Source organism: Kiloniella laminariae DSM 19542, assembly GCF_000374005.1.
GTDB lineage: Bacteria > Pseudomonadota > Alphaproteobacteria > Kiloniellales > Kiloniellaceae > Kiloniella > Kiloniella laminariae.
Map to the genome: position 1 here is coordinate 152066 of NZ_KB893167.1, position 26869 is coordinate 178934.

The following is a 26869-nucleotide window of genomic DNA, read 5'->3' on the forward strand; positions in this document are numbered from 1 at the left end:
ATTATGAATAGCTGCGTATACTTTAAATTTCGCTGGTTTGCCTTAGTGGCTGTTGTTGCTTGCGCTTTATCATTCTCATCCCAGGGATGGGCGCAAACAACAGAGTTGAAAATTGCGGTTATTGATACCAAAAAGGTTCTGGATTCTTCTCAGGCAATGGCGCAGGTCAACCAGAGAGTTCTGTCCATGCGTACTCAGTTTCAGCAAGAATTCAGCCAAAAAGAACAGCAGCTCATTGCCCAGAATCAGGAACTTTTTAAGCAGAAAACTATCCTGTCATCAGAAGTCTTCGCTCAGAAAAAAGCAGATCTCGACAAACAGGCCGCGATCATCCGGAGTGAAGCAAAAGACAGAAAAAATAGTTTGAATCAGATACATAATTCAGGTTTGAGCCAGGTTAAGGATCAGCTTGATGTAATCATCAAAAGTATTGTTGAGGCAAAGAGTTATGATGTTATTCTTGCCAAGAATACAATTGTCTATTCAGCCAACAGTCTGGATATCACGGACGAGGTCGTTCAAAAACTCAATGCGGCACTACCTGCTGTGTCTATTCAATAATATATAGAAAAGTAATGTGCCATGGCTGATTCTCGATTTTTTCAAAAGGCTGGCCCTTTCACTTTGGCTGAACTTGCCAACCTTGTTGGTGGGGAGCTTTCGGCACCTGCTGATGGGCAGTTGCGGATCGATGATGTATCCCCCCTTGAAACAGCGGGTGAAGGGCAAATCAGCTTTCTGGATAATAAAAAGTATCTTGCTGCCTTTAAAAGTACTAAGGCCGCGGCCTGTATTGTCGATCCCAAATTTGCCGATATCGCACCACAAAATACTGCACTGATACTGACTGCCAAACCCTATAAAGCCTATGCCTTGATTGCCCAGAATATTTATCCTGCAGTTTTGGGAGGGGCTCAGATCCATGCATCTGCCATTATTGATCCTCGTGCCAAGATTTCCGATGATTGTCATATCGGAGCAGGTGTCGTTGTTGGTCAAAATGCTGAAATTGGGACGGGCTGTCGTATTGGAGCAAACACGGTCATCGGTGATGGGGTAATCATCGGATCAGGTACGACTGTTGGTTCGAACGCTTCTTTAGAGTTTTGTTTTATCGGCAACGACTGTCAGATCCATGCCGGTGTCCGTATTGGAAATCGCGGATTTGGGTTTGCTATGGAAGCTGAAGGATATATTGATGTTCCTCAGCTTGGCCGGGTGTTGGTCGGAAACGGTGTTGAGATCGGTGCGAATTCGACTGTTGACCGGGGGGCTGGGCCTGACACAATTATTGGCGACGGCAGCAAAATTGATAACCTGGTCCAGATCGGCCATAACGCTCAGATTGGAAAACAATGTGTTGTGGTCGGCCAGGCGGGAATTGCCGGAAGTGCTGTTCTTGAGGATTATGTTGTGCTTGGTGCACAGTGTGGGGTCAATGGCCATATTCGTCTCGGGACGGGTGTCCAGGTGGCAGGACAATCCGGGGTTATGAGAAATGTTGAGCCTGGTCAGGCGGTTGCAGGTACACCCGCCATGCCAATCAAAGATTTTTTTCGCCTTTGCACGCTATGGCAAAAGCAGTTGAAGACAAAAAAGAAAGGTAACGAGAATGAGTGAAGAAGCCGTAACAGCGGAAGAGGGGCGCTCTGTCGGTATTCTGGAGATCAAGGAAATGATCCCGCATAGGTACCCGTTCCTGCTCATTGATCGCGTTGACAATATTCTAAAAGACCAGAGTGCTGTTGGTCTTAAAAATGTTACGATTAACGAACCTTTTTTTGAAGGTCACTTTCCGCGCCAACCTATTATGCCGGGTGTTTTGATTGTTGAGGCTATGGCCCAGACGGCGGCCGTTCTGGTCGTCGAAACACTCGATGGCGCGGCTGCTGGCAAACTTGTATACTTTATGACTGTAGACGAGGCCCGATTCCGTAAACCGGTTGGACCAGGGGATCAAATTCGGATCCATGTAACTAAAACCCGGAGCCGGGGCAATGTCTGGAAATTTGAAGGCAAAGCGCTGGTTGATGGCAAACTGGTTGCCGAAGCAAAGTTTGCCGCAATGATCATGGACGATTGACAGTGAACATTCATCCTACAGCGATTATCGAAGATGGTGCAGAGGTTCATGAGAGCGCTCAGGTTGGACCCTACTCCATCGTAGGTGCCAATGTTGTGCTTGGAGCCAACGTGGTTTTACATAGCCACGTTGTTATTGCAGGCCGAACCTCTATTGGTGAAGGAACAGTAGTTTTTCCCTTTGCGTCTATTGGACATCAACCTCAGGACCTGAAGTTTGATGGTGAGAAGTCCGAGTTGATCATCGGCAAAAATAATAAAATCCGTGAACATGTCACGATCAATCCAGGGACTTCCGGTGGTGGGCTGGTGACCCGTATCGGCGATAACTGCCTTTTGATGATGTCGGCACATGTCGCACATGACTGTGTTATCGGTAACAATGTTATCCTGGTAAATAACGCAACTTTGGGCGGGCATGTCGAAGTCGATGACTTTGCAATTATTGGCGGACTTTCTGCCGTGCACCAGTTTGTGCGCATTGGCCGCAATGCGATGATTGGCGGGATGTCCGGAGTTGAGAATGACGTTATTCCCTTTGGCTTGGTTATGGGGGATCGGGCAAGATTAAGCGGCTTAAATCTGGTTGGTCTGAAGCGACATGGGTTTGCGAGAGAGGATATCTCGGGGCTACAGGCTGCCTTCAGGATGCTCTTTGCCGATGAAGGGACTTTCGCTGAACGTTTGGCCCGAACCCAGTCGAGTTTTTCCGATAATAAAACAGCCATGGAAGTGATTGCCTTTATTACCGAAGACTCTTCCAGAGCTATTTGCCAACCGAAATAACATGACCGCAAAACTTGGCATATTGGCGGGGGGCGGTGAACTTCCCCGACGTCTGATCAAGCTTTGTCACGAAACTGGTCGTGAAGTGTTTTTAGTTGCTTTTACGGGGCAAACTGACCCGGAAACCACCCTTGGAGTTGACCACCTTTGGACCCGTCTCGGGGCAGCAGGACAGGTCATCAAGCGACTTCAGCAAGAAGATGTTCGTGAACTGGTCATGGTTGGACCAATCAAACGTCCCTCTATGGCAGAGTTGCGCCCTGACTGGAGGGCCGTGCAGTTTTTCGCCAGAGTTGGGGCCAAAAGCCTAGGTGATGACAGTCTCTTGCGATCGGTTATTTCTGCACTTGAGGAGGAAGGTTTTCTCTTTAGAGGAGTGGATGATTTATTACAGGATCTGATTGCCCCCGAAGGACTTTATGGTCACGCTGTTCCTGATGAACAGGCCTATAGTGATATCAGGCGCGGTGTTGAGGTAGCCAAAGCCATGGGCCGGGTCGATGTTGGACAGTCTGTGGTCGTTCAGCAGGGGCTGGTGCTGGGGGTTGAGGCCATTGAAGGTACAGATGCTCTGTTAATCCGCTGTGGTCACCTTAAACGAGAGGGGGCCGGAGGCGTTCTGGTCAAGCTCAAAAAACCGGAACAGGAACGGCGTGCTGACTTGCCGACAATAGGTATCGAGACCTTGCGTCGCGCAGCTGAATCCGGGCTGCGCGGTATTGCAATTGAGGCAGGGGGCGCTCTGGTGGTTGATCGGGATGCTCTCTCTCTCGAAGCCGACAAGCTCGGTCTTTTTGTCCTTGGGATCTCTCCTTCAGACTATGAATGATCAAAATGACAATATTCCCCTGATCTATCTTATTGCCGGTGAGCCTTCCGGGGATCAGCTTGGTGCACGGCTCATGGCAGCTCTCAAGCGGGCGACAGATGGGCGTGTAAGGTTTGCAGGAGTTGGCGGTGAGAGAATGGAAGCCGAAGGGCTGAACAGTCTTTTCCCGATGAGTGAAATTGCCGTTATGGGCTTGGCCGAAATTCTGCCCCATATTCCGGCTATCTTGCGCCGGATCAAGGAAACAGTTGCTGATGTTGAAACGAAAGCGCCGGTTGCACTTGTCACGATTGACGCCCCCGGGTTTTGTTCGAGAGTAAGTAAAGCGCTTAAGGGAAAAGGTATTCCTTTAATTCACTATGTTGCACCTTCTGTTTGGGCCTGGAAAAAGAAACGGGCACAGAAGATTTCAACCTATCTGGATCACCTTCTGACACTTTTACCTTTTGAGCCGCCATACTTTGAGAAACACGGCCTTGCTGCGACATTTGTCGGGCATCCGGTTATTGAAGTTGTTGATGTTGTTGGTAAAAACCGTCGTGATCTTCTGTGCCAGGAGCTGGGGCTGACACAGAACCGGCCGACGCTTGTAATTCTTCCGGGGAGTCGTCGAGGAGAAGTTGCACGTCTTGGTCCTGTATTTAAAGAAACTGTCGCTCTGTTGGCACAGTCCATTCCTGATCTACAGTGTGTAATCCCTACCGTTTCTAATGTTCGCGAAGCTGTCAGTGAACTGGTTGGGGACTGGCCGGTTCCAGTTCGGGTGATTGAGGGTGTAGATGGTAAACATAAAGCATTCAGCTGCGCTGATGCAGCCCTTGCGGCTTCGGGAACTGTTGCTCTGGAACTTGCGGTTGATGGTGTACCTGCTGTAATTGCTTATAAAGTTGCCCCTTTGACAGCTTTTCTTGCCCAGTTTCTTATTTCTATAAAGTTTGTCAGTCTTCCCAATATTCTTATGAACAGGGAAATTCAGCCAGAGCGAATACAGGAAAACTGTAAAGCTGTTATCCTTGCTGAAGATCTTCGAAAGCTTATGCTTGATCCCGAAGCCAGGAAACGCCAGGTGGAAGGTTATACAGCCGCAGTAAATCTGTTGAAATCCGGGAATGATATGCCAAGTGACAAAGCAGCAGAAACCATTCTTGCCGTTATTTCTAATCGTTAAAATACTTCGGTAAAATTTCTTTAAGTTTATTATTCAGGAGAGACTGAGATGTCTGATAGCAAATCGTTCAGATTTTTACACACAATGATCAGGGTACGGGACCTTGAGAAATCAATCGATTTTTACAGTCGCCACCTTGGAATGAAGTTGCTGAGAAAATCTGATTATCCCAGCGGTGAGTTTACCCTGGCTTTTCTGGGCTATGGCGACGAAGACAACAACACCGTTCTGGAGCTGACCCATAACTGGGGGCAGGACAAGGCTTATGATCTGGGCACGGGGTTCGGTCATCTGGCTCTTGGCATCCCGGACATTTACAGCACCTGTGCTGAACTGGAAAAAGAAGGTGTCGTTATCAGCCGTGCCCCAGGACCGATGAAACATGGAACAACTGTTATTGCTTTCATCGAAGATCCGGACGGCTATAAAATCGAGCTGATTGAACGTTCCTGAGCAAGGTACTGACCAGAAGATAAAAAAAGCGCTGTGGAAACGCAGCGCTTTTTTTGTTGAGTTCAGGGGATATTACCGTTTGTCCATTGGGACAAATTCACGGGCGTCAGCCCCAAGATACAGCTGGCGCGGACGGCTGATTTTGTGGTTTGGATCTTCAATCATTTCTTTCCACTGGGCAACCCAGCCGACAGTTCTTGCCAGGGCAAAGAGAACTGTGAACATCGAGGTTGGGAAGTTCATGGCACGGAGGATGATACCGGAATAGAAGTCCACGTTCGGGAAGAGTTTCTTTTCAGTGAAGTAAGGATCTTCCAGAGCGACACGTTCCAGCTCCATCGCCAGCTCAAGAAGCGGATCGTTGATGCCAAGTTCTGTGAGAACTTCATGACAGGATTCCCGCATAACCGAGGCGCGTGGGTCGTAGTTTTTATAAACACGGTGACCAAAGCCCATAAGACGGAAGGGATCATTTTTGTCTTTTGCCCGTTCGATGAAGGCTGGAATGTTGTCCTTGTGTCCGATCTGCTGGAGCATACGCAGAACCGCTTCGTTGGCGCCGCCATGGGCTGGGCCCCAGAGGGATGCGATACCTGCTGCAATACAGGCAAAGGGGTTGGCACCACTTGACCCGGCAATTCTGACAGTGGAGGTCGAGGCATTCTGTTCATGATCGGCATGAAGAATGAAAATACGGTCCATAGCCCGGACAAGCGCGGGGCTTGCCACGTATTCTTCGCAGGGAACCGAGAAGGTCATGTGCAGGAAGTTTGCCGCGTAGCTGAGATTGTTCTGTGGATATACAAAAGGCTGGCCAATTGAATACTTATAAGCATAAGCAGCAATTGTTGGCATTTTTGCAATGAGACGGTGCGAGGCAATCAGGCGCTGATGTGGGTCCCGGATATCTGTCGAGTCATGATAAAACGCGGAGAGAGCCCCAACAACACCAACCATGACGGCCATGGGATGAGAGTCACGGCGGAAGCCCCGATAGAAATACTGCATCTGTTCATGCAGCATGGTGTGATAGGTGATCTGGTTTTTGAATTCCGATTTCTCTGACTGGTTCGGCAGCTCGCCGTTCAACAAGAGATAACAGACTTCCATGAAGTCACTCTTTGCCGCGAGGTCTTCGATTGAATAGCCCCGGTGACGCAGGATACCTTCATCTCCATCGATATAGGTAATGGAGGAATCGCAACTTCCCGTAGAAGTGAAGCCAGGATCATAGGTAAAGCAACCGGACTCGCTATAGAGCTTTCGGATGTCGATAACATTAGGGCCACAGGTTCCTTGAAGGATTGGCATATCCCAACTGTGTCCCGTTCGGTTATCGGTCACGGTAACGCTGTTTTTATTGTTGGTAGCTGTCATGTTCTGGAACCTCTGCTCTTTGTTATTTTTTTAGTCGTTTATCTGGGACCATCATATTACGTTTGTTGGTCAATATCAATTTGTGCGCTGCAATATTTTTATTAATTTTTTTGTGAAACCTGGTCTGAAATTCTTCCAAGGGTCTCTTCTTTTTCAAGGATTACCATTACTTCAAAAATTCCCGGTGATACATTGGACCCACTTAGTGCAGCGCGAAGAGGTTGTGCAATGTTACCGAGTTTAAGTTCCTGCGACTGGGCAAAATCTTTAATAGTGGCTTCGATGTTTTCTTCAGTCCAGGACTCGAGATTTTCCAGAAGAGGCAAGACCCCGGCCAGATGTGTCTTGGCGACTTCGGACAAAAGCTTATCAGCCTTTTCATTAAGAATCAGTGGACGAGAGCGAACATAAAAAGCCGCACTGTCAGCCAGTTCATGTACAGTTTTAGCACGCTCTTTAAGACCGTTCATCCCTGCTGTCAGTCTTGCCAGTCCACCCGCATCAAGTGTGATATCTTCTTTTTCACATATTTTTGGAGCAATAATATCTGTCAGATACTTGTTGTCAGCATGCCTGATATAGTGTCCGTTCAGATTTTCCAGCTTGGCAAAATCAAATCGGGAAGGAGATTTGCCGACGGCATCAATATCGAACCACTCGATTGCCTGTTCGGTAGAAATGATTTCCTCATCGCCGTGACCCCAGCCAAGGCGTAACAGATAGTTTCTCAGCGCTTCTGGCAGATAGCCCATTTCGTCCCGATAGGCCTCAACACCCAGAGCGCCATGTCTTTTTGAAAGTTTCGCGCCATCTGAGCCGTGGATGAGAGGAATATGCCCGAACTCGGGAACATCCCAGCCCATGGCAAGGAAAAGCTGGTTTTGCCGGAAGGCATTGGTCAGGTGATCATCACCACGGATCACATGGGTGATGCCCATATCGTGATCATCAACGACGACAGAAAGCATGTAAGTTGGTGTTCCATCGGCACGCAGGAGCACCATGTCATCGAGCTGGCTGTTTGCTACAGTCACATCACCCTGAACCAGGTCACGGATGACCGTTTCACCTTCCTGGGGCATGCGCAGACGAATTACCGGATCAATTCCGGCAGGGGCCTCAGAAGCCGGACGGTCGCGCCAGCGACCATCGTACTTGATCGGACGGCTTTCTGCACGGGCAAGGGCGCGCATTTCTTCAAGCTCTTCCGGACTGCAGTAACATCTGTAGGCTTTACCCGACGCGAGCAGCTCATTGGCAACTTCACGGTGGCGCTCGGCACGGGCAAACTGGAAGGTGATTTCACCGTCGTGATCAAGACCGAGCCAGTTCAGACCATCAATAATTGCTTCAATGGCTTCGGGGGTCGAGCGCTTGCGGTCTGTATCCTCAATTCTAAGAAGATACTGTCCACCGTGATGCTTTGCAAACAACCAGTTAAACAGGGCAGTACGGGCTCCTCCAATATGCAGAAAACCGGTGGGGGAAGGTGCAAAACGGGTCACGACCTGTTTCGTGGACTGGCTCATTACAGATATTCCGATAATTAATAAGTATTTAGGGTGTTTGTCTCACGAGGGACTGTTCGCGTCGAGACAGGATAATTTTTTATCCGTTCAGCAAACAATTGAGACAGTTGTTTCGCGAAATGTTTAGCATACTGTCTTGCTTGTCGCAAATGCTGTTGCATTCCATGTGATCTGATAGAGAAAGAAAACCGGACCTGATTGAACATTTAAAGGGTGTTTGTGGCCTGTTGCTGAAGTTCAAAACCTGATCTCTTCCAGTGTTTCGTTCAGGAAAGAGAGAAAAGCGTGAAGCTTTGGGACCAGCTCTCGTTTCTGGTGATATACGGCGTAACGATCCCGGGCGATTTGAGGGTATTGGGGGAGAAGGGGAACAAGAGCACCGTTCTTGATATCTTCGGCGACCATATAGTCGTTTAGATTGGCGATTCCCTGACCTGCTCTGGCCGCGTCCCTCAGGATGTAATAGCTGTTGGTTTCAAGCCTTGGCGATAATCTGATGCGATAAGACAGGCTGGCTCTGGTGAAGCTCCACTGGTTGGGCTGCTTCATTGCTGAATAGATCAGGGTGTCATGTTGTTGCAGGTCTCTGGGGCTGGTAGGAGATCCTTTTCTTTCGAGGTATGCCGGGGAAGCAACCAGATATCTTTGTTGAGAGACAAGTTTAAGGGCATAGAGAGATGAGTCCGGCAAGCCATCGCTGGATCTGATGGCAAGATCATAACCGTCACGCGTTATGTCACGTAGCTCCTCGGTAAGATCAAGTTCTACGGATACCTCCGGATATCGAGCAAGAAAGAGGGGCAGCTGTGGGCCCAGATAGTATTGCCCAAAAGCAGTGGGGGCTGTAATACGGAGATTTCCGACAGGCTCTTGTTGCATCACACTGATTGTCCCCTCAAGTGAGGTAACACGTGTCAGAATATCATTGCAGTCCTGATAATAGAACTTTCCGGCATCCGTCAGGCTGAGTTGGCGCGTGGTTCGATAGAGAAGAGAAACACCGAGGTCTTTTTCAAGTTGCGAAATTGCCTTGCTGACCGAAGATGCCTTTAGTCCCAGGCTGTCAGCGGCTTTGTTGAATGCTCCAGATTCCACTACTCTGACAAAGACGGACATCAGGTGAAATTTATCCGAATATCGACGCATAACTGTTTCCATAAAAGAATTATAAAGTCGATATTATAGGTAATTATCAGGGGTAAAAGGAAATAGTATCCAGTAGATCCTATTTTTAAAGATCTATTGGATACAACTGAATGTCTTCTCTTGCCTGCTCGATGCGCTTGTACCTGCTTGTCGTTTCCAATCTGGCGACTTCTATCGGACAGGGTATAGCCTTGATCGCTACTCCATGGTTCATCATTAACAACCAGAATGGTTCAGAGTTTTTTGGAATTGTTGCCTTTGCTACAAATGTCCTGATTTTTTTGACAGCCCCTTGGTTTGGGGTTTTGGTTGACAGATTTTCCCGGAAAAAAATTCTTGTCAGTCTTCGATTGGGATTTATTTCCCTGCTTCTGGTGCTGTTATTGTTCGTAAAGTTTTATCCTGATCAATATTCTTTGTTTCTTGCTCTGTATTTTACCTGCGGGAGCTTCTTTCTGATTCTGAACCAGTCTTCACGTTCGGCCTTTATTCAGGAGATTTTTTCCAAAAAACAGTATGCCAGAGTAAACTCAATCATGGAGGTTGAAGGACAATCGGCTGCGGTGATTACTGGCGCTATCGCGGCTGTAATATTGTCCAGCTGGTCCCTGGAACATATATTGTGTCTCAACATAGCTGTATTGGGGCTTTCCTTGGTTACAATTCTGGCGATTGGGTATACCCTCAGGACCCTTGACCCCAAAAATCATGGTTCATTTGGTCAAGAATTTATCGTCGGGCTGAAGTACTTGGTACGTCATCCTAAAGAAACTATTTTTATCTTTGCCAGCTTTACGCCTTACAACTGTGTCCAGACAGCCAATTACCTGGTACCTGTCCTTTTAATCAGCCTTCTGGGAGAAACGGTCGAAGTACTTGCGCTTTATGAGATTGTCTTCGGGGCAGGGGCTATTGTCGCTGGTCTTGGTATCGTTGTTCTTTTTAAGGATATGCTTTCCACTAGAATTATCCTTGCCAATATGACGCTCTATACCTTCGTTCTGGCGTTGCAGTCTGTTTGGCCGAGTGTCTGGACGATTGTATGGATGGCTTTTTTTCTGGGGTTTTCCAATAGCGCTCTGAGGGTTGCCCGTAATAACTGGATGATGAACATTATTGATCCTCAGGTTTTTGGGCGGGTTATGACGACAGTTCCCAGTTTGATGCTGGGGTTTAAGGCCCTTCTTATTGGGCTGGTTGCTTTTGTGGTTGAAGTTTTTACCCCCCATGCCGGTTTGTTTGTTTTGTTTGGATTCCAGTTATTCTCGCAGATACTTGCATGGTATTGTCAGAAATCCGGGTTGAAAGAAAGTCAGGGTGAAGATGAAACAATACTGATTGGCCTGGCGGGCATAAAACATAATATCTGACTGAATATGCGATTTGTATATGATTCACAGTATATTACCTGCATTTATTAAGGTGTTGGATGGGCAAGGAAGTCTTCGGCTTGCGAACTGGATCCCGGTTCCTGTCGGGGGTGGTATTGCCCTTTATTTTCTGCTTTCTTTTGAGCCTGTGTTTAATCAGCTTGCTTTTCTGTGCCTGCTATTCTGGTGTATTTTTGCCTTGCTCTGGAGAAAGGCAAAAAAACCTGTTGGTTGGGGGATGGTTCTGGTCGTGAGTCTTGTTCTGTCGGGGCTTGCCCTAGCAAGCTGGAGAACGTCGATAGTGAACGCTCCCAAACTTCTGTATGAAATTGGGCCCCGGTATTTTGAAGGTGAAGTGGTCGCCGTCGAACCGGCATCACCGGGCCAGAGGTATTTACTGACGGGGCTGGATAACAAGGGCTTTGCCAGGCAACCGGTCCCGACATTCATCAGAGTAAGATCTAATCTAATCCAGCAAGAAATTGAGATTGGATCTCGCATTCGGTTTCTTGCTGTGCTGGCCCCACCTTCAGGGCCTTCGTCACCCGAAGGGTTTGATTTTGGCAGGCTGGCCTTTTTCAAACAGATTGGTGCGGTCGGCTATATCTGGGGCAGGGTAGAGACGATTTCTGCTCCTGCAAAAGGAACGGATCGCCAGTACAGGGCTTTCTGGAACGTCACCAGACATCAGGTTACACGCCGTATAGAAAGTGTGCTTGATGGTGTTGCCGAAGATCTCGCCATTACCTTTATGACAGGGCAAAAAACAGGTCTCTCCAGAAAAGATCAGGAGAACATCAGAAAATCCGGTTTGGCGCACCTGTTGGCAATTTCCGGTTTGCATATGGGACTGGTTGCGGGCCTGGTTTTTTTCTCGGTGCGTTTTCTGCTGACCTGCTGGTCTTATCTTGCCCTGAGATATCCAACAAAGAAAATTGCAGCGCTGGTGACACTGGGCATCTGTTATGGATATCTTGAACTGGTCGGAGCTCCCTTATCAGCTCAACGCGCTTTTGTCATGGTTGCGATTACCCTGCTGGCAGTTCTGCTGGACAGGCAGGCGATTTCGATGCGCACGGTTTCTGTTGCGGCTCTGGTTCTTCTGATTATCACACCGGAAGTTCTGATATCAGCCAGCTTCCAGCTTTCCTTTGCGGCGGTTATTTCTCTGGTCGCAGTGTTTGAATACCGGAACAGTAAGGCGTTTGGGAACACACGGATAAAGGACAGTAACCCTGGAAGCCGAGTTTTCGACTATTTAAGCATGACGGTTCTTTGCTCTTTAACCGCAACTGTCGCGACGGCTCCTTTTATCGCCTATCACTTTCATAGCATTCCTTTATTGGGCGTAATCGCCAATCTGGTTGCTGTACCTTTAACGGCGATAATTGTGATGCCGTTGGTGCTCTTGAGCTATCTTTTGATGCCTTTGGGATTAGAGCAACTTGCACTGGTTCCGCTTGGCTGGGCGTTTGAATTTCTGGTTCTGATCGGGGAAATGGTGGCTTCTGTTCCTGAGGGAGAGATGAGGGTTCCGGTCTTTCCTGTCTGGTATCTTGTTTTGTTTATCTTTGGCGGATTATGGCTCTGTCTCTTCAAAGGGATATTTAGATACGGGGGCGGAGGATTGATTGTTCTTTTTGTCGGGCTTGTTGTTTTTACAGGAACAAAGCCGGATATTCTTGTTGATGGGAAAAGTGGACTGATCGCGATACGGCAGGATGAAAAACTATACCTCAATCATCCTCGGCGTGCCCGTTTTGTATCTGGTATCTGGCAAAAGGAAACAGCGAGTGTGCAAGCTTTGGACTGGGTAAAGTTGCCACCAGACAAATTTCGCTGTGACGCCTGGGCCTGTCGACTGGATCTGGCAGATAAGAAAATTGCTTTGATACATGCGGGAGAGGCGTTTGAAGAGGATTGTTCAAATGCTGATTATATTATTTCTCTGCTCCGCGTGCCAAAGTGGTGCGGAGGTGAGAACAGGACTGTGATTGGTTATGATCAATTGAAGAAACAGGGGGCTCACCACCTGTTTCTTGCCGAGGAAGGTCTGCGAATAAACTATAGTAAAAAAGAAAGTGATTTTCGCCCCTGGATGTAAGGGGCGAAAGAATTCTTTAATAATTTACATTAATATTTTATTTTAAGTCACTGTAATTGATGTTATTATTTAGTGATATTTTCTTAACAAGCCAACAAGCTTCCCCTGTACCTGTACCCGATCAGATTCGTAACTTTTGCTTTCATAAAGAGCATTTGCAGGTATCAGTTCAACACGGCCTTTGTTGCGGCGGACATGTTTAAGGGTTGCTTCAGTATTGTCGACAAATGCTACGCCAATCTGGCCATTCTCGATGACGTCACAGCGCTGGATCAGGACAGTATCCCCATCCAGTATGCCAGCTTCAATCATGGAATCTCCTTCGACTGTCAGCGCATAGTGATCACCAGTTCCAATCAATCCAAAGGGGACATCCAGGTAGGAAGAGGGGTCACTCAAAGCTTCGATAGGCGTTCCTGCAGCAATTTTGCCATAGAGCGGGATTTGTAATGTGTCATCATCCTGCGAAGACTGGTTGGCGGCTTCGACTGTGGTGCCCAGAAGAGGGTTTCTGACTGCTGTCCGGGAGTGAGGCTGCGCAGAGGTACTGGCAAGATCTTCGGGCAATTTCAAGATCTCGACTGCCCGGGCACGGTGGGCAAGGCGTCGTATGAAACCGCGTTCTTCCAGCGCAGTAACCAAGCGATGAATACCAGATTTTGATTTGAGAGAAAGTGCGTCCTTCATCTCGTCAAAAGAAGGGGAAACCCCGGTTTTTGATAGATGATCCCGAATATAGATCAGCAGTTCTCGTTGCTTCTTGGTCAACATCGCTCTTCCCCCGGGACTGTCTATTTTTTAAATAGAACAAAACAAAAACACATAGATTTGTTCTACTTTAGTTCTCATTTGTGGTCAAGCTGAAAGTGCAGAAAACCGGGAATTAGAGCCTGATAATCTCTACTTCAGTTCCTTTTTCTGCTGCTGGAGCAAAGGGCGGCCGTATCACAAGGCAGTTTGCCTGTTTCAACAAATTCAACATTGAGCTGTCTTGCTTCTGGAAAGGGGTGACTGATAGTTGTCCTTCCTTGTTTCTGGAAAGACTTGCCCGGAGATAGTCCTGACGCTTGTCATTGGCTTCAAGAGAGAATTCCAGAACAGCGGTTTCGCTTTGCTGGTTATCGGGATCTTGTCCGGTCATTTTTTTCAGAGCCGGGCGGGCAAAGATATAGGCACAGACAAGAGTCGAAACCGGATTGCCCGGCAGACCAAGTATGGGGGTCTTACCCAGCTTGCCAAAAATCAGCGGCTTTCCAGGACGCATGGCAATACGCCAAAAATCAAGCTCGAGCCCCTGTTCCCCGAGAACCGATCGCACCAGATCGTGATCTCCGACCGAAGCTCCGCCCGTTGTCAGTAGTAAATCCGCACCTTCTGCACCGCGGGCCAGTCTGGCCAGAGCATCGCGGTCATCCGGCGCAATCCCCAGAGAGATGGGCTCGCCCCCGCATTCCCTGACAAAAGCCATCAGGGCTGTTGTATTCGAGCTGACAATCTGGTTCGGCCCAATATCTTGCCCGGGCAAGACGACTTCATCCCCGGTTGCCAGAATTGCCACACGGGGCTTGCGATAGACTTCAAGCCAGGGGTGATTCATAGCTGCAGCAAGGGCGAGGTCACGGGCTGTGAGCAATGTACCTTTCACAAGGCCGGTTTCGCCTTCTTTGAAGTCAAGTCCGGCAGGGCGGATATAGCGACCGGGCTTTTCACCTTCTTTGATCAGAACAATTTGATCAGTCTGATGCGTATTCTCCTGAATGATAATGGTATCAGCTCCGCGAGGAACCGGGCCGCCAGTAAAGATCCTTACTGCCTGTCCGGCAAGCAGCTCTTTGGGATAGCAACCACCGGCAGGGGCTTCGCCCACGACCGTCAACTCAATTGGGAGTTTCCGAATATCTGTGGCGCGAACAGCATAGCCATCCATGGCAGAGACATCTGAAGGAGGCTGGGTTAGTCTGGCTTTGAGGTCACTTGCCAGGACTCTTCCCAAGCCGTCGTTGAGTGAAATCGTCTCAGGAGCCAGAGTATCGAAGGCTTTGAGTATACGACTGAGAGCTTCTTCAACTGATAACATTATACAGCCTCGTAGGTGCCTGATTTTCCGCCTGTTTTTTTCTCCAGCTTGATGTCGGTGATCTGGATGCCTTTATCAACAGCCTTGCACATGTCGTAGATGGTCAATGCAGCAACGGACACAGCTGTAAGAGCCTCCATCTCGACGCCGGTTTGCCCGGTTAGTTTACAGGTGGCTGTGACCTTGATGGTGTTTTGATCTGGCAGCAGTTCAAAGTCGACTTTGACCGAGGAGAGCATCAGGGGGTGGCAAAGCGGGATCAGATCCGGCGTACGTTTTGCCCCCATGATCCCGGCCAGGCGGGCGACGGAAAGAACATCACCTTTTTTCAGGCCGCCTTGCCGGATCAAAGCCATTGTTTCCGGCTGAACCAGGACCCGTCCGCTGGCCGTGGCGCTTCTGGATGTTTCCTGTTTGTCGGACACATCCACCATGACAGCCTTGCCGTCCTTGTCAAAATGCGTGAACTCGCCACCGGACATTTTTTACGCCTTTCCTGGGCTTGCCTTATTGTTGCAACAGCTTGCGTGTTGCTTCTGCTACATCATCCTGACGCATCAGGGATTCTCCAATGAGGAAAGTTGTCGCACCCGTCGCTTTCATGCGTTTCAGGTCTTCTGGCGTGTGCAGTCCGCTTTCGGCGATCAGCAGTTTTTCCGCAGGGACCATACGCGACAGCTCTTCAGTCGTGGCGATATCTATCTGCATGGTTTTGAGGTTACGGTTGTTTACCCCAAGAAGGGGAGATGATAACCGGGACAAGGCACGGGTCATTTCCTGAGCGTCATGAACTTCGACCAGCACATCCATGCCCAGTTCAAAAGCCAGGGATTCCAGCTCGGATGCTTGGTTGTCAGACAAAGCAGCCATGATCAGCAGGATACAGTCAGCCCCAAGAGCCCGGGATTCCACAATCTGATAGGGTTCCAGCATGAAATCCTTGCGCAGCGCCGGTAAGGTAACGGCATCTCTTGCCGCGACGAGATAGTTGTCAGACCCCTGAAAATAAGGCTCATCTGTCAGGACCGAGAGGCAGGTTGCGCCACCATTCTGATAAGCACGGGCCAGAACTGGAGGATCAAAATCCGCCCGGATCAGGCCTTTGCTTGGCGATGCTTTTTTGATCTCGGCAATAAGTCCATATTTGCCAAGGTCAAAACGTTGTTTCAGGGCCTTATAAAAACCGCGGGCAGGAGACTGCTCCTTCGCCCTGTTTTCCAGATCCCCAAGAGAGACCGTTTTTTTTCTGGCGGCAACAAAGGCGGTCTTGTCGTCACAAATACGTTTTAGAACATCACTCACGACAGTGCCTCTTCACTTGTCAGGGAAACCAGAGCATCAAGTTTTGCCAAAGCTGCGCCGCTATCAATCGCTTTGGCCGCCAGCGCTGCGCCTTCCTTGAGATCTGAAGCGATACCCGCAACGATCAAGGCAGCCGACGTGTTCAGTAAAACCGCATCGCGATAGGCGTTCTTCTGACCCGAAAGCATGCTGCGCATGGCTTTGGCGTTGTACTCGGCATCGGCTCCGATAATCTCGGATATGGGAGAGCAGTCCAGCCCGGCCATTTCTGGAGTGACTTCTAAGTGGCGGATCTTCCCCTGGTCAAGCTCGGTGACATAACTCAAGCCGGAAATGGAAAGCTCGTCCAGGCCTTCTGCACCGTGGACAACCCAGGCTTTTTCATGACCGAGTGCCTTGAGTACAAGGGCAACCGGTTCAACCCATTCGCGAGCAAAAACGCCCGTTAATTGACGTGTGACCTTCCCCGGGTTGGAAAGAGGGCCAAGAAGGTTGAATATTGTTCTTGTGCCCAATTCTGCCCGGGTTGGTCCAACATGACGCATGGCTGAATGATACAGGGGGGCTGCTAAAAAGCAGGTACCGATTTCGTCAAGAGCCTTTTCAACCACTTCAACAGAAGCTTCTATACCAATACCCAGAGCGCCGAGAACATCGGAAGCACCGCTTTTGGATGAGGCTGCCCGGTTCCCGTGTTTAGCTACAATTGCCCCGGCCGCAGAGGCAACAAAAGCCGTGGCCGTCGAAACATTCAGAGTTCCTTTGGCATCACCGCCAGTGCCGCAGACATCAATGGCCCCGGCTGGGACGTTGATCGTGCGCATCTTGTGGCGCATTGCCCGGGCGGCACCTGTGATTTCCGCGACGGTTTCGCCGCGAACTCGCAGGCTCATCAGCAGACCTGCGATCTGGGAAGGTGTTGCTTCTCCGGTCATCAAAAGAAGAAAGGCGTGTTCGGCCTGCTCGACAGACAAACTGTTGCCTTCTGCGGTGTAGGCAATGATGGATTTAATGTCATTCAGTTCCGATGTCATGGAACAGGCCTCCTGAGACAAAGATGCGTGTTTATACGGTAAGGAAGTTCTTCAGAAGGTCATGACCTTTTTCGGATGCAATGCTTTCCGGGTGGAACTGAACACCGTGGACAGGCAGATCCTTGTGCTGCAAGCCCATAATAACGCCATCATCCGTCCAGGCTGTCACTTCCAGACAATCGGGAATAGTTTCCGGCGCCAGGGTCAGGGAGTGGTATCTGGTAACGTTGAGCGGATCAGGCAGATTTTTAAAAACGCTCTTTCCATTATGGCGGATGGCGCTGATCTTGCCATGCATGGGAACAGGGGCCCGAACAACCTTTGCGCCATAAACCTGGCCGATTGACTGATGACCAAGGCAGACACCCAGAACAGGGATGGCGCCTGCAATCCGCTCGATCAACTCCAGGCATATCCCGGCTGAAGAAGGGTCGCAGGGGCCGGGAGATATAACAATCCGTTCCGGTTTCATTTCAAGAACCTGATCGACGGAAATCTGGTCATTCCGTTCAACAGATATCGTGGCTCCAAGCTCTCCCAGGTAGTGGTAGAGGTTGTAGGTAAAGCTGTCATAGTTATCGATCAGGAGTAACATTGCGGCACGCAGGCTTTCACAAAAAGTCTTTTATAATGAATCCCGGAAGTTATATCAGTTCAGACCATTACAGGAAATAAGGAATGGCCGGTTTTTTCTGTATTGGAAAAAAAAGTAATCAAGAAGACTTGACCTTCCCATTACTGGAAGCTCCATATCTGATGCAGATGTGATTTTTGAAAGATTACTGCGATGGAAAATACAATAGAATTATCGATTGAGGGAATGCGCTGTGCCGGATGTGTACGCTCTATCGAGAAAGTACTTCTTTCTGTAGAGGGAGTGCTGAGTGCGTCTCCGGATTTATTGACAGGAAGTGCGACGGTTGTTTCTGCTGCGGATCTTGACAATAACCTGTTGTTACAGGCGCTTGCTGGGAAGGGTTATCAGGCCCGCCTTGTTGAGCCCAGTGTTTCCGAGAGTTTAACCCAAAATGTGATGCTTGATTTTAAGATCGAAGGCATGACCTGTGCCGGTTGTGTCTCTTCTGTCGAAAAGGCAATTGCCCGCGCAGAAGGTGTTCGATCTGTTGATGTTGACCTGATTTCGGGCACTGCGCGAGTAATGGTGGAGCCGAGCGGCACTGAGACTGTACAAGAAGCAATTATCGGGCAGGTTTCCGAGGCTGGCTATAAAGCCTCGGCTGTAAGCGAAGAGCAAAATGTTCTTGTCGATATTGGTCTGGACGAGAGGAAATCGCAAACCTACAGACTACTGGTGATTTCTGCTTTATTGACGGCTCCGCTGGTGGGGCAGATGATCCTGATGCCTTTTGGTGTTACAGCAACGTTGCCCCCCTTGTTTCAACTCCTCCTGGCGCTACCAGTTCAGCTTGTTGCCGGGGCAAGGTTTTATAAAGGATTCTGGAGCGCACTAAGGCATGGGCGAAGCAATATGGACACGCTGGTTGCTGTCGGAACCTCTGCAGCGTTTGGTTTATCTCTTGCCGTGATGCTGGGCGATTTTTCCCAGTGGTTATCCTGGTCTTCCCATATCGCTCACAGCCTTTATTTTGAAGCATCAGCTGCTGTGATTACTCTGGTTTTACTGGGTAAAATTCTTGAAGAAAAAGCCAAGGGAAAAACCAATGAGGCCCTTATGGCACTGATGAAGCTACAGCCTTCCAAAGCCACCGTTGAACGGGGAGGAGCGCAGATTGAAGTCACGGCAAACGCTGTCCGGGCAGATGATATTGTTATTGTAAAACCCGGTGATTCTATTCCTGTGGATGGTGTTGTTATCTCTGGGGTTAGCCAGGTTGATGAAGCGATGGTGACCGGAGAATCAATGCCAGTCGCACGCAAGGCGGGAGATGCGCTGATCGGAGGAACCATCAACGGGGAAGGGGTCTTGCGGATAAAGCCCTCCACACTTGGTAAAAATTCGCGTCTTTCAAGAATTATCGAACAGGTGAAATCTGCCCGGACCAGCAAGCCAAAAATACAAAAGCTGGTTGATGAGGTCAGTGCTGTTTTTGTTCCTGCTGTATTGCTCCTGGCTACAGCAACATTCCTAGGCTGGTGGCTTTGGGCTGAAATCCCTGTCGAAGCAGCGATTATCAATGCGGTAACGGTTCTGGTTATCGCTTGCCCTTGTGCCTTGGGGCTGGCCACACCGACAGCGATCATGGTTGGGTCCGGCCAGACTGCCAGAATGGGTATTCTGGTCAAGGATGCTGATGCAATTGATGGCTTGGCCAAAGCGACCACTGTTGTCTTTGATAAAACAGGTACTCTGACCGAAGGGCGTCCGGAAGTCGTGGATTATATGATTGGAGAGCCAGCACTTTCCAGCAGAGCCCTATCGCTGGCCTTAAGCCTGGCGCGGGACAGTGCGCATCCCCTGTCAAAGGCGATAGTCCTTAAAGTACAGCCGTTATCAGATGCAACCCTGCAGCTGGAAAACTCTCATGCCCTGCCTGGGCTTGGCGTTAAAGCCGAGAATGAAGGTCGGAAAATTTATATGGGCAGCAGCAAACTGATGCTCCAGGAAGCAATCGATCTTACCCAATATAATGCTTTCATTAAACGCAATGAAGCTGAGGGTGCAACCTTGGTATGGTTGGCGGAAAAAGAAGGGACTGCTGGAAAGACACTTGGTGTGTTTGCTCTTAGGGATAAGCTCCGCCCTGAATCCTATGACGCGGTAGTTGCCCTGAAAAAGGATGGCTTGAAGGTTGTTATGTTAAGCGGTGACCAAATGGCTTCTGCTCGGGCTGTTGCTCATTCACTTGGCATTGACCAGGTTGAAGCCAACCTGTTGCCAGAAGATAAGCTGACTTATCTGCAGAAGCTTCATACGCAAGGCGAAATCGTCGTAATGGTCGGGGATGGCATTAATGATGCTCCAGCTCTTGCCGGTGCAGATATCGGTCTGGCGATGGGCGATGGTACCGACGTTGCCATCAGTTCCGCGGATGCGTCATTGACCAAGAGTGATCCAACTCTTGTCCATAGGGCCATCAAGGCGGGGCGGATTATCCGTCGGAAAATAGCCCAGAACCTCTTTGGTGCTTTTGTATATAATGTGATTGGCTTGCCGTTGGCGGCCTCGGGGATGTTGAGCCCTGTACTGGCTGGTTTGGCAATGGCCCTGAGTTCTGTAACAGTGATGGCGAGTTCACTTTCACTATATTCTTCCCTGAAAAGGATAGATTAAGATCATGAAAATAGGACAAGTCTCTGACAAATCAGGCCTGCCAACCAAAACGATCCGCTATTACGAATCAATCGGACTGATCGCCCCGGCAGGTCGAACGGCGGCTGGGTACCGGGCATACGATAAAAATGATCTTGAAACTCTCAAGTTTATTCAACGAGCCAGAAGTCTGGGGTTCAGTATTCAGGAGGTTTCTGCACTTTTGATGCTCTGGAATGATCGTAATCGTGCCTCGGCGCAGGTCAAGGAGCTGGCGAAACGTCATGTTGAAGAAATTGACAGGAAAGTTGCCGAGCTACAGAGTATGAAAGAAACGCTGAGTACCTTGATTGATAAATGTCATGGTGATGATCGGCCGAACTGCCCTATCCTCAACGATCTGGCGAACGCCCGCTGACTCCTGCTGGCGGGGGAGCAGGATAAAAAATGACGGGCGCTAAAGTTCGTGTGGCAGGGGGGCGTAATTTTGGCACAGATCAGATCGAGTTTCTGCTACCATCCTCCTGCTTGCTGATATACATATGGAGCCTCTCACCTGGGCGGATTCATGAAGAAAAGTACAAAAAGCGGCGCTAAGAGGAAATCTCAAGCAAGCAGGAAGAAAAAAAACGGTAACGGCTTGTGGAGCCTGTTTATTGGCATCGGGTTTGTTTTTTTTATCTTTCTTTTTGTTGCCGCTGTTCTGGTTTTACAACGTACAGAAAGCAGTCTTCCTGAAGAGCAAGCGGAACAGATTTTAACGCCTTCCCAAGCGAAACAACAGGCGCTGGAGGCTCCGCGTCCAAACAAGCCTCATCCGATCAATCTTGGGGATATCGCGGTTAATGATACGATTATTGACGATGGTTCCAGTGATCTGTCTGGTGACCAGCTTGGTGAACCTTCGGGGCTTCTTTCCAGTCGCAAGGATGAAGCTGTAAAAACAGGTCCCGGCCGAAGCAATATTTCTTCTTNTTCAGCAGCAGAACAAACTTCCCGAACAGACACAACTCCTCGCCCAGGTTCATCTTCGGTCAAAATTATTGATCCCGTCAAAAAAATGAAGCCTGCTGATGACAGTGGAACAGAAGTTGCCGCGTTACCCTCTCAAGAATATGAGACAAATGATAACCAGTCTGCTGCGCCACGCTCGAAAACATCCTGGATCCGGCCTGAACGTCCAAGAGTGGCGGTTGTGCTGGACGATGTCGGGGTAAACCGGAGAGGGGCCGAGCTGGCTATCGAGCTGCCCGGGGCAATCACGCTCTCTTTTATGACCTATGCCCCCGGGGTGAAAGCGATGGCAGAAGAAGCCCGTCGCCGGGGGCACGAACTCATGCTGCACGTGCCGATGGAGCCCGTAGGTCGGGCTGATCCTGGCCCCCAGGCTCTTTTGACAGGCCTTTCTGATCAGGAGATTCTGAGCAGGCTGGACTGGGGAATGAGGCAGTTTGAAGGTTATATTGGTATCAATAACCATATGGGCAGTAAATTCACTGCCTGGGATAAGGGAATGACGCTGGTCCTCGCCGAGATTGCCAAGACAGACTATTTCTTCCTGGATTCACGAACCTCTTCGGACAGTGTGGTTGAAGCCAGTGCTGTCAAAACAGGCGTGTCGTTGCTGAGCAGGGACGTATTCATCGATAATAACTACAGAGATACAGATAAAATTCTTGCACAGCTGATGCTGGCCGAACGGGTTGCACGGCAACATGGTCATGCAATCGCCATTGGTCATCCGCACGAAACCACGGTCAGGGTTCTTCACGACTGGATCAAGGCAGCTGAAGGACGTGGAATTGACGTTGTCCCTATTTCAAAAATCATGGCATTAAAAAAGCCGGAAAACTGAAATAATCCAGTTCCGGCTTTGTTTTGAAGAAACTGTTCCTCAGGCCTTACAGATTGCTTTTCTGGGCAGCAAATCTGACAGCTTCTTCGGCCGCGCGGATCAGGGCCCGGGCCTTGTTGTGGCATTCCTGATACTCAGATTCAGGCACAGAGTCCACCACGACACCAGCGCCAGCCTGAATGTACATGGTCTTGTCCTTGACGATCGCCGTGCGGAGCGCAATACAGGTATCCATGCCGCCGCCAGCACCGAAATAGCCGATGGCCCCACCATAGATGCCGCGGCGTTCAGGTTCGAGCTCATCGATGATTTCCATAGCCCGAACTTTCGGGGCGCCGGATACGGTACCTGCCGGAAAGCCTGCCGCCAGGGCATCAATGACATCAGCCCGTTTGCTATCCAGTGCGCCCTCGACATTGGAGACAATGTGCATGACATGGCTGTAGTATTCGACAATCATCCGCTCTGTAACGGAAATCGTGCCAACCTCTGCTACGCGTCCGACATCGTTGCGCCCCAGATCGAGCAGCATCAAGTGTTCAGCCAGCTCCTTGGGATCAGACAGAAGATCAGCAGCCAGTTCCTTGTCTTCTGCCGCATCTGCCCCGCGTTTGCGTGTTCCGGCAATCGGCCGGATGGTAACCTTGCCATCTCGGACACGAACCAGAATTTCCGGACTTGATCCGACGACTGAGAAATCACCAAAATTGAGATAAAACAGGAAGGGTGAGGGGTTCAGTCTGCGCAATGCCCGGTAAAGAGCAAAGGGGGGCAGAGTGAAGGGCACGGAAAAACGTTGCGAGAGCACGACCTGAAAAATATCCCCGGCCAGGATGTATTCCTTGGCGCGGAGGACGATGTCGTGAAATTCTTCCCGGGAAAGGTTTGAATCTGCTTCAGGGAGGAGGATATCCCCCTCAAGTATTTCCGGCTTTTGTACCAGGGGAGAATTGAAATCTGCTGTTACTGCTGCAAGACGGTCATTTGCCTGTTCAAAAGCGTCGCGCGCAGAAATACTTTCGTGAGGCCAGACTGGCGTTGTAACCAGTATCTGGTCTTCGACCCGATCAAAAATCGCTGTTACTGTCGGACGAAGATACATACCCTCGGGTAATCCGAGTGTATCCGGGTTTGTCGAGGGAAGATGTTCCATCTGCCGGACTGTTTCGTATCCCATATAGCCGACAATACCTGCAGCCATAGGCGGAAGATGAGCCGGAAGATCAAACCGGCACTCTGCAACAAGCTGACGCAAGCTTTCAAGAGTGCTTAGCGGCTCTGGCACAAAGGCCGACGGAATTTTTTTGTAATCTCTGTTGATTTCAGCCGTTGCCCCATTACAACGCCACACCAGATCGGGGTCAAAGCCGATAAAAGAGTAGCGACCGATCGTGTTTCCGCCTTCGACGGATTCAAACAGGAAACTGTTTGCCCGTTGTTCTGCCAATTTGAGGAAGGCAGAGACGGGGGTTTCCAGATCAGCAATAAGGGTCGTCCAGACGACCTGAGGCTTTCCCTGTTGATAGCTTTTAGAGAAAGCCTCGAATGTAATGGGGTTCGTCATCAGTTTGCTGTTGTGCCGTAGGGGTTGATGATCTGATTGATCGCGCCCTGATTAATCTGGACATTATAATCAGTTTCCAGTGCTTTGATGTACTGGGCGTAGATGTCATTGCGATAAGATCCTTCGAGCTGATCCTGAAGCAACTTTACCTGTTCTGAATCAAGCGAAAGGTTGGGGCGCAGAATACCTGTGACTGTTACGACCAGGTAGCCGCCATCACCCTCACCACTGAGTACATCGCCCTGTTTTGCTTTATAGATGTCCTGCACAAGGCCAGGGGCAAGTGCATTGCCGATATTGCTGGAAGAGCGGTTGATTTCAATGGCAAAGGTAATCAGTTCGGCAGCTTCGTCAGTCACGGCCTGTAACGCTGTACCGTTCTGAACTTCCTCTACAAGTTTCTTGGCAACGGCTTCAGCTTCTGCCTTGCGGCGATCTTCAAGCAAGCGGTCAGTTAGTTCGGTGCGAATTTCCTCGAGTGCTCGTGGAGCTGCCGGTGTGACATTTTCTACTTTGAGAATGAAGTAGCCACCGTCTCCCAGTTCTGTCAGCAGACTGTCATTTCCGGCAGCAGTCAGGCCGAGAATTTCCAGGAATTTTTCGTTGCCGGACAGGCCTTCCAGTGGTGTCCCGTCTTTGCCAAGGCCCTGGGCATCAATTGCTACGTAGTTTTTAATGGTCTGACCCAGTTTGGCTGCTGATTCTGCCAAGGTTGCTCCACCGGCGAGTTCATCATCCAGCTGGTTGGCGAGGGAAATCAGCTCATCCGTGGCAACACGCAGAGCAGCTGATTCCGTGATCTGTGGCAGAACATCTTCTAGTTTGGCTTCACTGGCCTGGGAAATTTCCTCGACAGAAACAAGGTGCCAACCAAGGGGAGACTGAATTGGCTCGGTTACACCTGGTGCGGTGAGGTAGAAGACGCCTGAAGCCAGTTCTGGCAAGAGATCGTTCCGGGACATATTGCCCAGATCAATTGCATCTGAACCTGTGTATTCCTTTGCGACATCCGAGAAAGTTGCGCCTGCTACCAGCTGGTCATGAGCTGCTTTGGCCTGTTCCTGTTTGTCAATGACAATCTGGGATAACTTTCGGCGTTCCGGGGTGGAAAGGCCATCTTTTTGTGCGGCGAATTCTTCTTCGATCTGTTCCTGGGTTACAGAAACTGTCTTGGCCGCTTCCTTTGGATCAAGGTGAAGATAGCTGACTGATTTATACTCCGGGGCCAGAAAATTGTTTTTCTGCTCGTCGTAATAAGCCGACATTTCTTCATCTGTTGGTCCGGCAAGCCCTTCGAAACGTGCGTAAGGAATTTCAATGAAATCAACGACACGTCTCTCGGCGTTGTAGGTGTAAAGCTGTTCTGCCAGCTGTTTCGACACTGAAACAGAACCGGTCACGGCATTGGAAATCTGTTCCCGCTCAATATCTTTGGCGAGATCAGACAGAAACTGGCTTTCTGACATGCCAGCCTGATACAACGTATTCTGGAAACGGTTGGCGTCGAAGACCCCAACTTCATTCCGAAAAGCGGGAATGTCCAGGATTTCCTTCTTCAGTGTTTCCTCGGTCACCATCAGGCCCATTTCTTCGGACTGAACCCGGAAAAGTGTCTGGCCAACCAGGCGGGAGATAACGCGACTTACAAGGCCAATCTGCTGAGCTTCCTGGAAGTCCAGTGCCCGCCCGACCTGTTGAGAGATTGCGTTTGTCTCTCGTGACAAATTCGAGCTGAACTCGCTTTGGGTCACTTCCATCTCACCAACGGTGGCAACAGAATTGTTCGCCCCCAGATTCAGGAAAATGTCCTGAATTCCCCAAGCTGCAAAGCTGAGGATCAAGAGAGAGAACAGTGCCATAATGACAATGCGTTTAAGAATGCCTGGTTTTTTGCTCGCCATAACCTATCCGTAAGATGGTGTTTTTTTGATTGGTAATCGTGTCCGGCATATTAGGGATGCGGCCAAGCCGGAGCAACAGCGTTTTTCAAGATCGGAGCGGACAACTGCTTTTGAGGTGTAAAAACCTGAAAGAACAACAATTTCAATAACAATTCATCGTCCAGACTTGGTTTGTCTGTACAAAATCTATATAGCTATGCCGAATATCAATGCAGGAGAATCGAAATATGGCGCGTAAACTCATTGCCGGTAACTGGAAAATGAACGGCTCTTTGTCTTTTGCTTCAGAGCTGGTTGGGGGACTTCTGTCCCGGCTAGAGCAAAATTCCACGGCTGCCGACTTTGCTGTTTGCCCTCCAGCGGCTCTTCTCGGACAGGTAACCGGGCTGGCCAAGGGGACTGCTCTTGCCGTTGTCGGGCAGGATTGCCACGCGAACATTTCTGGTGCTCACACTGGTGATACTTCTGCAGAGCTTTTGAAGGATCTTGGTTGTCAGTATGTTCTGACGGGACATTCCGAACGACGGACAGATCACGGAGAAGGCAATGCAGATGTACAGGCAAAAAGCAGTGCCGCCATCAAGGCAGGCCTGATCCCGATAATTTGCATTGGTGAAACCGAAGGACAACGTGTATCCGGAGATACGCTGAAAGTTGTCGAGCAACAGGTACGCGAATCTCTGCCTGTTGAAGCGACGTCTACAAACGTGGTTTTGGCCTACGAACCGGTTTGGGCCATTGGTACAGGAAAAACGGCGACACCTGATGATGTCGCGGAAGTTCACAATTTCATCCGCGGTTTGCTGGATCGTCATTTTGATGAAGCGACAGACGGCAAGTTGAAGATTTTATATGGCGGTTCTGTAAAACCTTCCAATGCGGCTGAATTGCTTGGTGTATCTAACGTTGACGGTGCTCTGGTCGGAGGCGCCAGCCTGAAGGTTGAAGATTTTTGGGCAATTGGTGTCAGATGACCCTAGCCATATCGATCTGAACAGGCTAAATAGCCTGTTAAAGATCTTCTATAGGCACACAGATTACCTCCTTGCATCCGGGATGT

At 49.6% G+C, this 26869-nt stretch carries 24 protein-coding genes; 13 read left to right on the plus strand and 11 right to left on the minus strand.

Translation table 11 applies throughout. The features are described from left to right. Positions 1 to 45 precede the first annotated feature (45 nt). Genes B152_RS0117265 through gloA form a run of 7 tightly spaced genes read left to right on the plus strand, consistent with a single transcriptional unit; the run spans position 46 to position 5318 of the window. Positions 46 to 561 carry an OmpH/Skp family outer membrane protein gene (locus B152_RS0117265; protein ID WP_157231150.1) on the plus strand — a complete coding sequence of 172 codons (516 nt, stop codon included), beginning with the start codon at positions 46 to 48 and terminating at the stop codon, positions 559 to 561. 21 nt (positions 562 to 582) lie between these two features. Next, positions 583 to 1620: a UDP-3-O-(3-hydroxymyristoyl)glucosamine N-acyltransferase gene (gene lpxD, locus B152_RS0117270; protein ID WP_020593690.1), complete on the plus strand. Its 1038-nt coding sequence runs from the start codon at positions 583 to 585 to the stop codon at positions 1618 to 1620. Next, positions 1613 to 2083 carry a 3-hydroxyacyl-ACP dehydratase FabZ gene (gene fabZ, locus B152_RS0117275; RefSeq protein WP_020593691.1) on the plus strand — a complete coding sequence of 157 codons (471 nt, stop codon included), beginning with the start codon at positions 1613 to 1615 and terminating at the stop codon, positions 2081 to 2083. The genes lpxD and fabZ overlap by 8 nt, the downstream gene beginning before the upstream one ends. Beyond that, positions 2080 to 2868, plus strand: a complete 789-nt coding sequence (gene lpxA / locus B152_RS0117280) for an acyl-ACP--UDP-N-acetylglucosamine O-acyltransferase (RefSeq protein ID WP_020593692.1) — start codon at positions 2080 to 2082, stop codon at positions 2866 to 2868. The genes fabZ and lpxA overlap by 4 nt, the downstream gene beginning before the upstream one ends. 1 nt (position 2869) lies before the next feature. Beyond that, the gene (locus B152_RS0117285) at positions 2870 to 3697 is read left to right on the plus strand and encodes an LpxI family protein (protein WP_020593693.1); all 828 of its coding nucleotides are present in this window, start codon (positions 2870 to 2872) and stop codon (positions 3695 to 3697) included. Beyond that, positions 3690 to 4865: a lipid-A-disaccharide synthase gene (gene lpxB / locus B152_RS0117290; protein WP_020593694.1), complete on the plus strand. Its 1176-nt coding sequence runs from the start codon at positions 3690 to 3692 to the stop codon at positions 4863 to 4865. Before B152_RS0117285 ends, lpxB begins: the two co-directional genes overlap by 8 nt. Before the next feature lie 48 nt (positions 4866 to 4913). Beyond that, positions 4914 to 5318 carry a lactoylglutathione lyase gene (gene gloA / locus B152_RS0117295; protein ID WP_020593695.1) on the plus strand — a complete coding sequence of 135 codons (405 nt, stop codon included), beginning with the start codon at positions 4914 to 4916 and terminating at the stop codon, positions 5316 to 5318. Between the two features lie 72 nt (positions 5319 to 5390). Here gloA and B152_RS0117300 read toward each other — a convergent pair whose 3' ends face one another. From B152_RS0117300 to B152_RS0117310, 3 genes are all read right to left on the minus strand, one after another. Next, positions 5391 to 6695, minus strand: a complete 1305-nt coding sequence (locus tag B152_RS0117300; protein WP_020593696.1) for a citrate synthase — start codon at positions 6693 to 6695, stop codon at positions 5391 to 5393. Between the two features lie 101 nt (positions 6696 to 6796). Then, complete coding sequence (gene gltX, locus B152_RS0117305; RefSeq protein ID WP_020593697.1) at positions 6797 to 8224, minus strand: glutamate--tRNA ligase; 1428 nt, start codon at positions 8222 to 8224, stop codon at positions 6797 to 6799. 237 nt (positions 8225 to 8461) lie between these two features. After that, on the minus strand, positions 8462 to 9370 hold the full coding sequence (locus B152_RS0117310; RefSeq protein WP_020593698.1) for a LysR family transcriptional regulator: 909 nt from the start codon (positions 9368 to 9370) through the stop codon (positions 8462 to 8464). Positions 9371 to 9480: 110 nt separating this feature from the next. Here B152_RS0117310 and B152_RS0117315 point away from each other — a divergent pair, with 110 nt between their 5' ends. After that, complete coding sequence (locus B152_RS0117315; protein ID WP_020593699.1) at positions 9481 to 10740, plus strand: MFS transporter; 1260 nt, start codon at positions 9481 to 9483, stop codon at positions 10738 to 10740. A gap of 19 nt (positions 10741 to 10759) precedes the next feature. Beyond that, positions 10760 to 12844 carry a ComEC/Rec2 family competence protein gene (locus B152_RS0117320; RefSeq protein WP_020593700.1) on the plus strand — a complete coding sequence of 695 codons (2085 nt, stop codon included), beginning with the start codon at positions 10760 to 10762 and terminating at the stop codon, positions 12842 to 12844. Positions 12845 to 12913: 69 nt separating this feature from the next. On the opposite strand, the gene lexA is transcribed toward B152_RS0117320, so the two are convergent. The 6 genes from lexA to B152_RS0117350 form a co-directional block, all read right to left on the minus strand. Further along, positions 12914 to 13615: a transcriptional repressor LexA gene (lexA, locus tag B152_RS0117325; RefSeq protein ID WP_020593701.1), complete on the minus strand. Its 702-nt coding sequence runs from the start codon at positions 13613 to 13615 to the stop codon at positions 12914 to 12916. A gap of 112 nt (positions 13616 to 13727) precedes the next feature. Further along, positions 13728 to 14921 carry a molybdopterin molybdotransferase MoeA gene (locus B152_RS0117330; RefSeq protein ID WP_020593702.1) on the minus strand — a complete coding sequence of 398 codons (1194 nt, stop codon included), beginning with the start codon at positions 14919 to 14921 and terminating at the stop codon, positions 13728 to 13730. Next, positions 14921 to 15403, minus strand: a complete 483-nt coding sequence (gene moaC, locus B152_RS0117335) for a cyclic pyranopterin monophosphate synthase MoaC (RefSeq protein WP_020593703.1) — start codon at positions 15401 to 15403, stop codon at positions 14921 to 14923. Before moaC ends, B152_RS0117330 begins: the two co-directional genes overlap by 1 nt. Positions 15404 to 15428: 25 nt before the next feature. Then, complete coding sequence (gene trpC / locus B152_RS0117340; protein ID WP_020593704.1) at positions 15429 to 16223, minus strand: indole-3-glycerol phosphate synthase TrpC; 795 nt, start codon at positions 16221 to 16223, stop codon at positions 15429 to 15431. Next, the gene (trpD, locus tag B152_RS0117345) at positions 16220 to 17257 is read right to left on the minus strand and encodes an anthranilate phosphoribosyltransferase (RefSeq protein WP_020593705.1); all 1038 of its coding nucleotides are present in this window, start codon (positions 17255 to 17257) and stop codon (positions 16220 to 16222) included. The genes trpC and trpD overlap by 4 nt, the downstream gene beginning before the upstream one ends. Positions 17258 to 17288: 31 nt before the next feature. Further along, the gene (locus B152_RS0117350) at positions 17289 to 17852 is read right to left on the minus strand and encodes an anthranilate synthase component II (RefSeq protein ID WP_020593706.1); all 564 of its coding nucleotides are present in this window, start codon (positions 17850 to 17852) and stop codon (positions 17289 to 17291) included. A 192-nt stretch (positions 17853 to 18044) separates the two neighbouring features. Between B152_RS0117350 and B152_RS0117360 the strand changes: the two genes are divergently transcribed. The 3 genes from B152_RS0117360 (at position 18045) to B152_RS26665 (ending at position 22344) form a co-directional block, all read left to right on the plus strand. Further along, complete coding sequence (locus B152_RS0117360) at positions 18045 to 20510, plus strand: heavy metal translocating P-type ATPase (RefSeq protein ID WP_083921932.1); 2466 nt, start codon at positions 18045 to 18047, stop codon at positions 20508 to 20510. Between the two features lie 4 nt (positions 20511 to 20514). Continuing rightward, on the plus strand, positions 20515 to 20907 hold the full coding sequence (gene cueR, locus B152_RS0117365) for a Cu(I)-responsive transcriptional regulator (protein WP_020593709.1): 393 nt from the start codon (positions 20515 to 20517) through the stop codon (positions 20905 to 20907). 642 nt (positions 20908 to 21549) lie between these two features. Further along, positions 21550 to 22344 carry a divergent polysaccharide deacetylase family protein gene (locus B152_RS26665; protein ID WP_425402033.1) on the plus strand — a complete coding sequence of 265 codons (795 nt, stop codon included), beginning with the start codon at positions 21550 to 21552 and terminating at the stop codon, positions 22342 to 22344. Positions 22345 to 22390: 46 nt separating this feature from the next. On the opposite strand, the gene trpE is transcribed toward B152_RS26665, so the two are convergent. Further along, complete coding sequence (gene trpE / locus B152_RS0117375) at positions 22391 to 23908, minus strand: anthranilate synthase component I (RefSeq protein ID WP_020593711.1); 1518 nt, start codon at positions 23906 to 23908, stop codon at positions 22391 to 22393. Further along, positions 23908 to 25809 (minus strand): SurA N-terminal domain-containing protein, encoded by a 1902-nt coding sequence (locus B152_RS0117380; RefSeq protein ID WP_020593712.1) that lies wholly within the window; start codon positions 25807 to 25809, stop codon positions 23908 to 23910. Before B152_RS0117380 ends, trpE begins: the two co-directional genes overlap by 1 nt. A gap of 227 nt (positions 25810 to 26036) precedes the next feature. Between B152_RS0117380 and tpiA the strand changes: the two genes are divergently transcribed. Then, a complete protein-coding gene (gene tpiA, locus B152_RS0117385) occupies positions 26037 to 26783 on the plus strand; it encodes a triose-phosphate isomerase (RefSeq protein ID WP_020593713.1) in 747 nt (248 codons plus the stop codon). Positions 26784 to 26869: the final 86 nt, after the last annotated feature.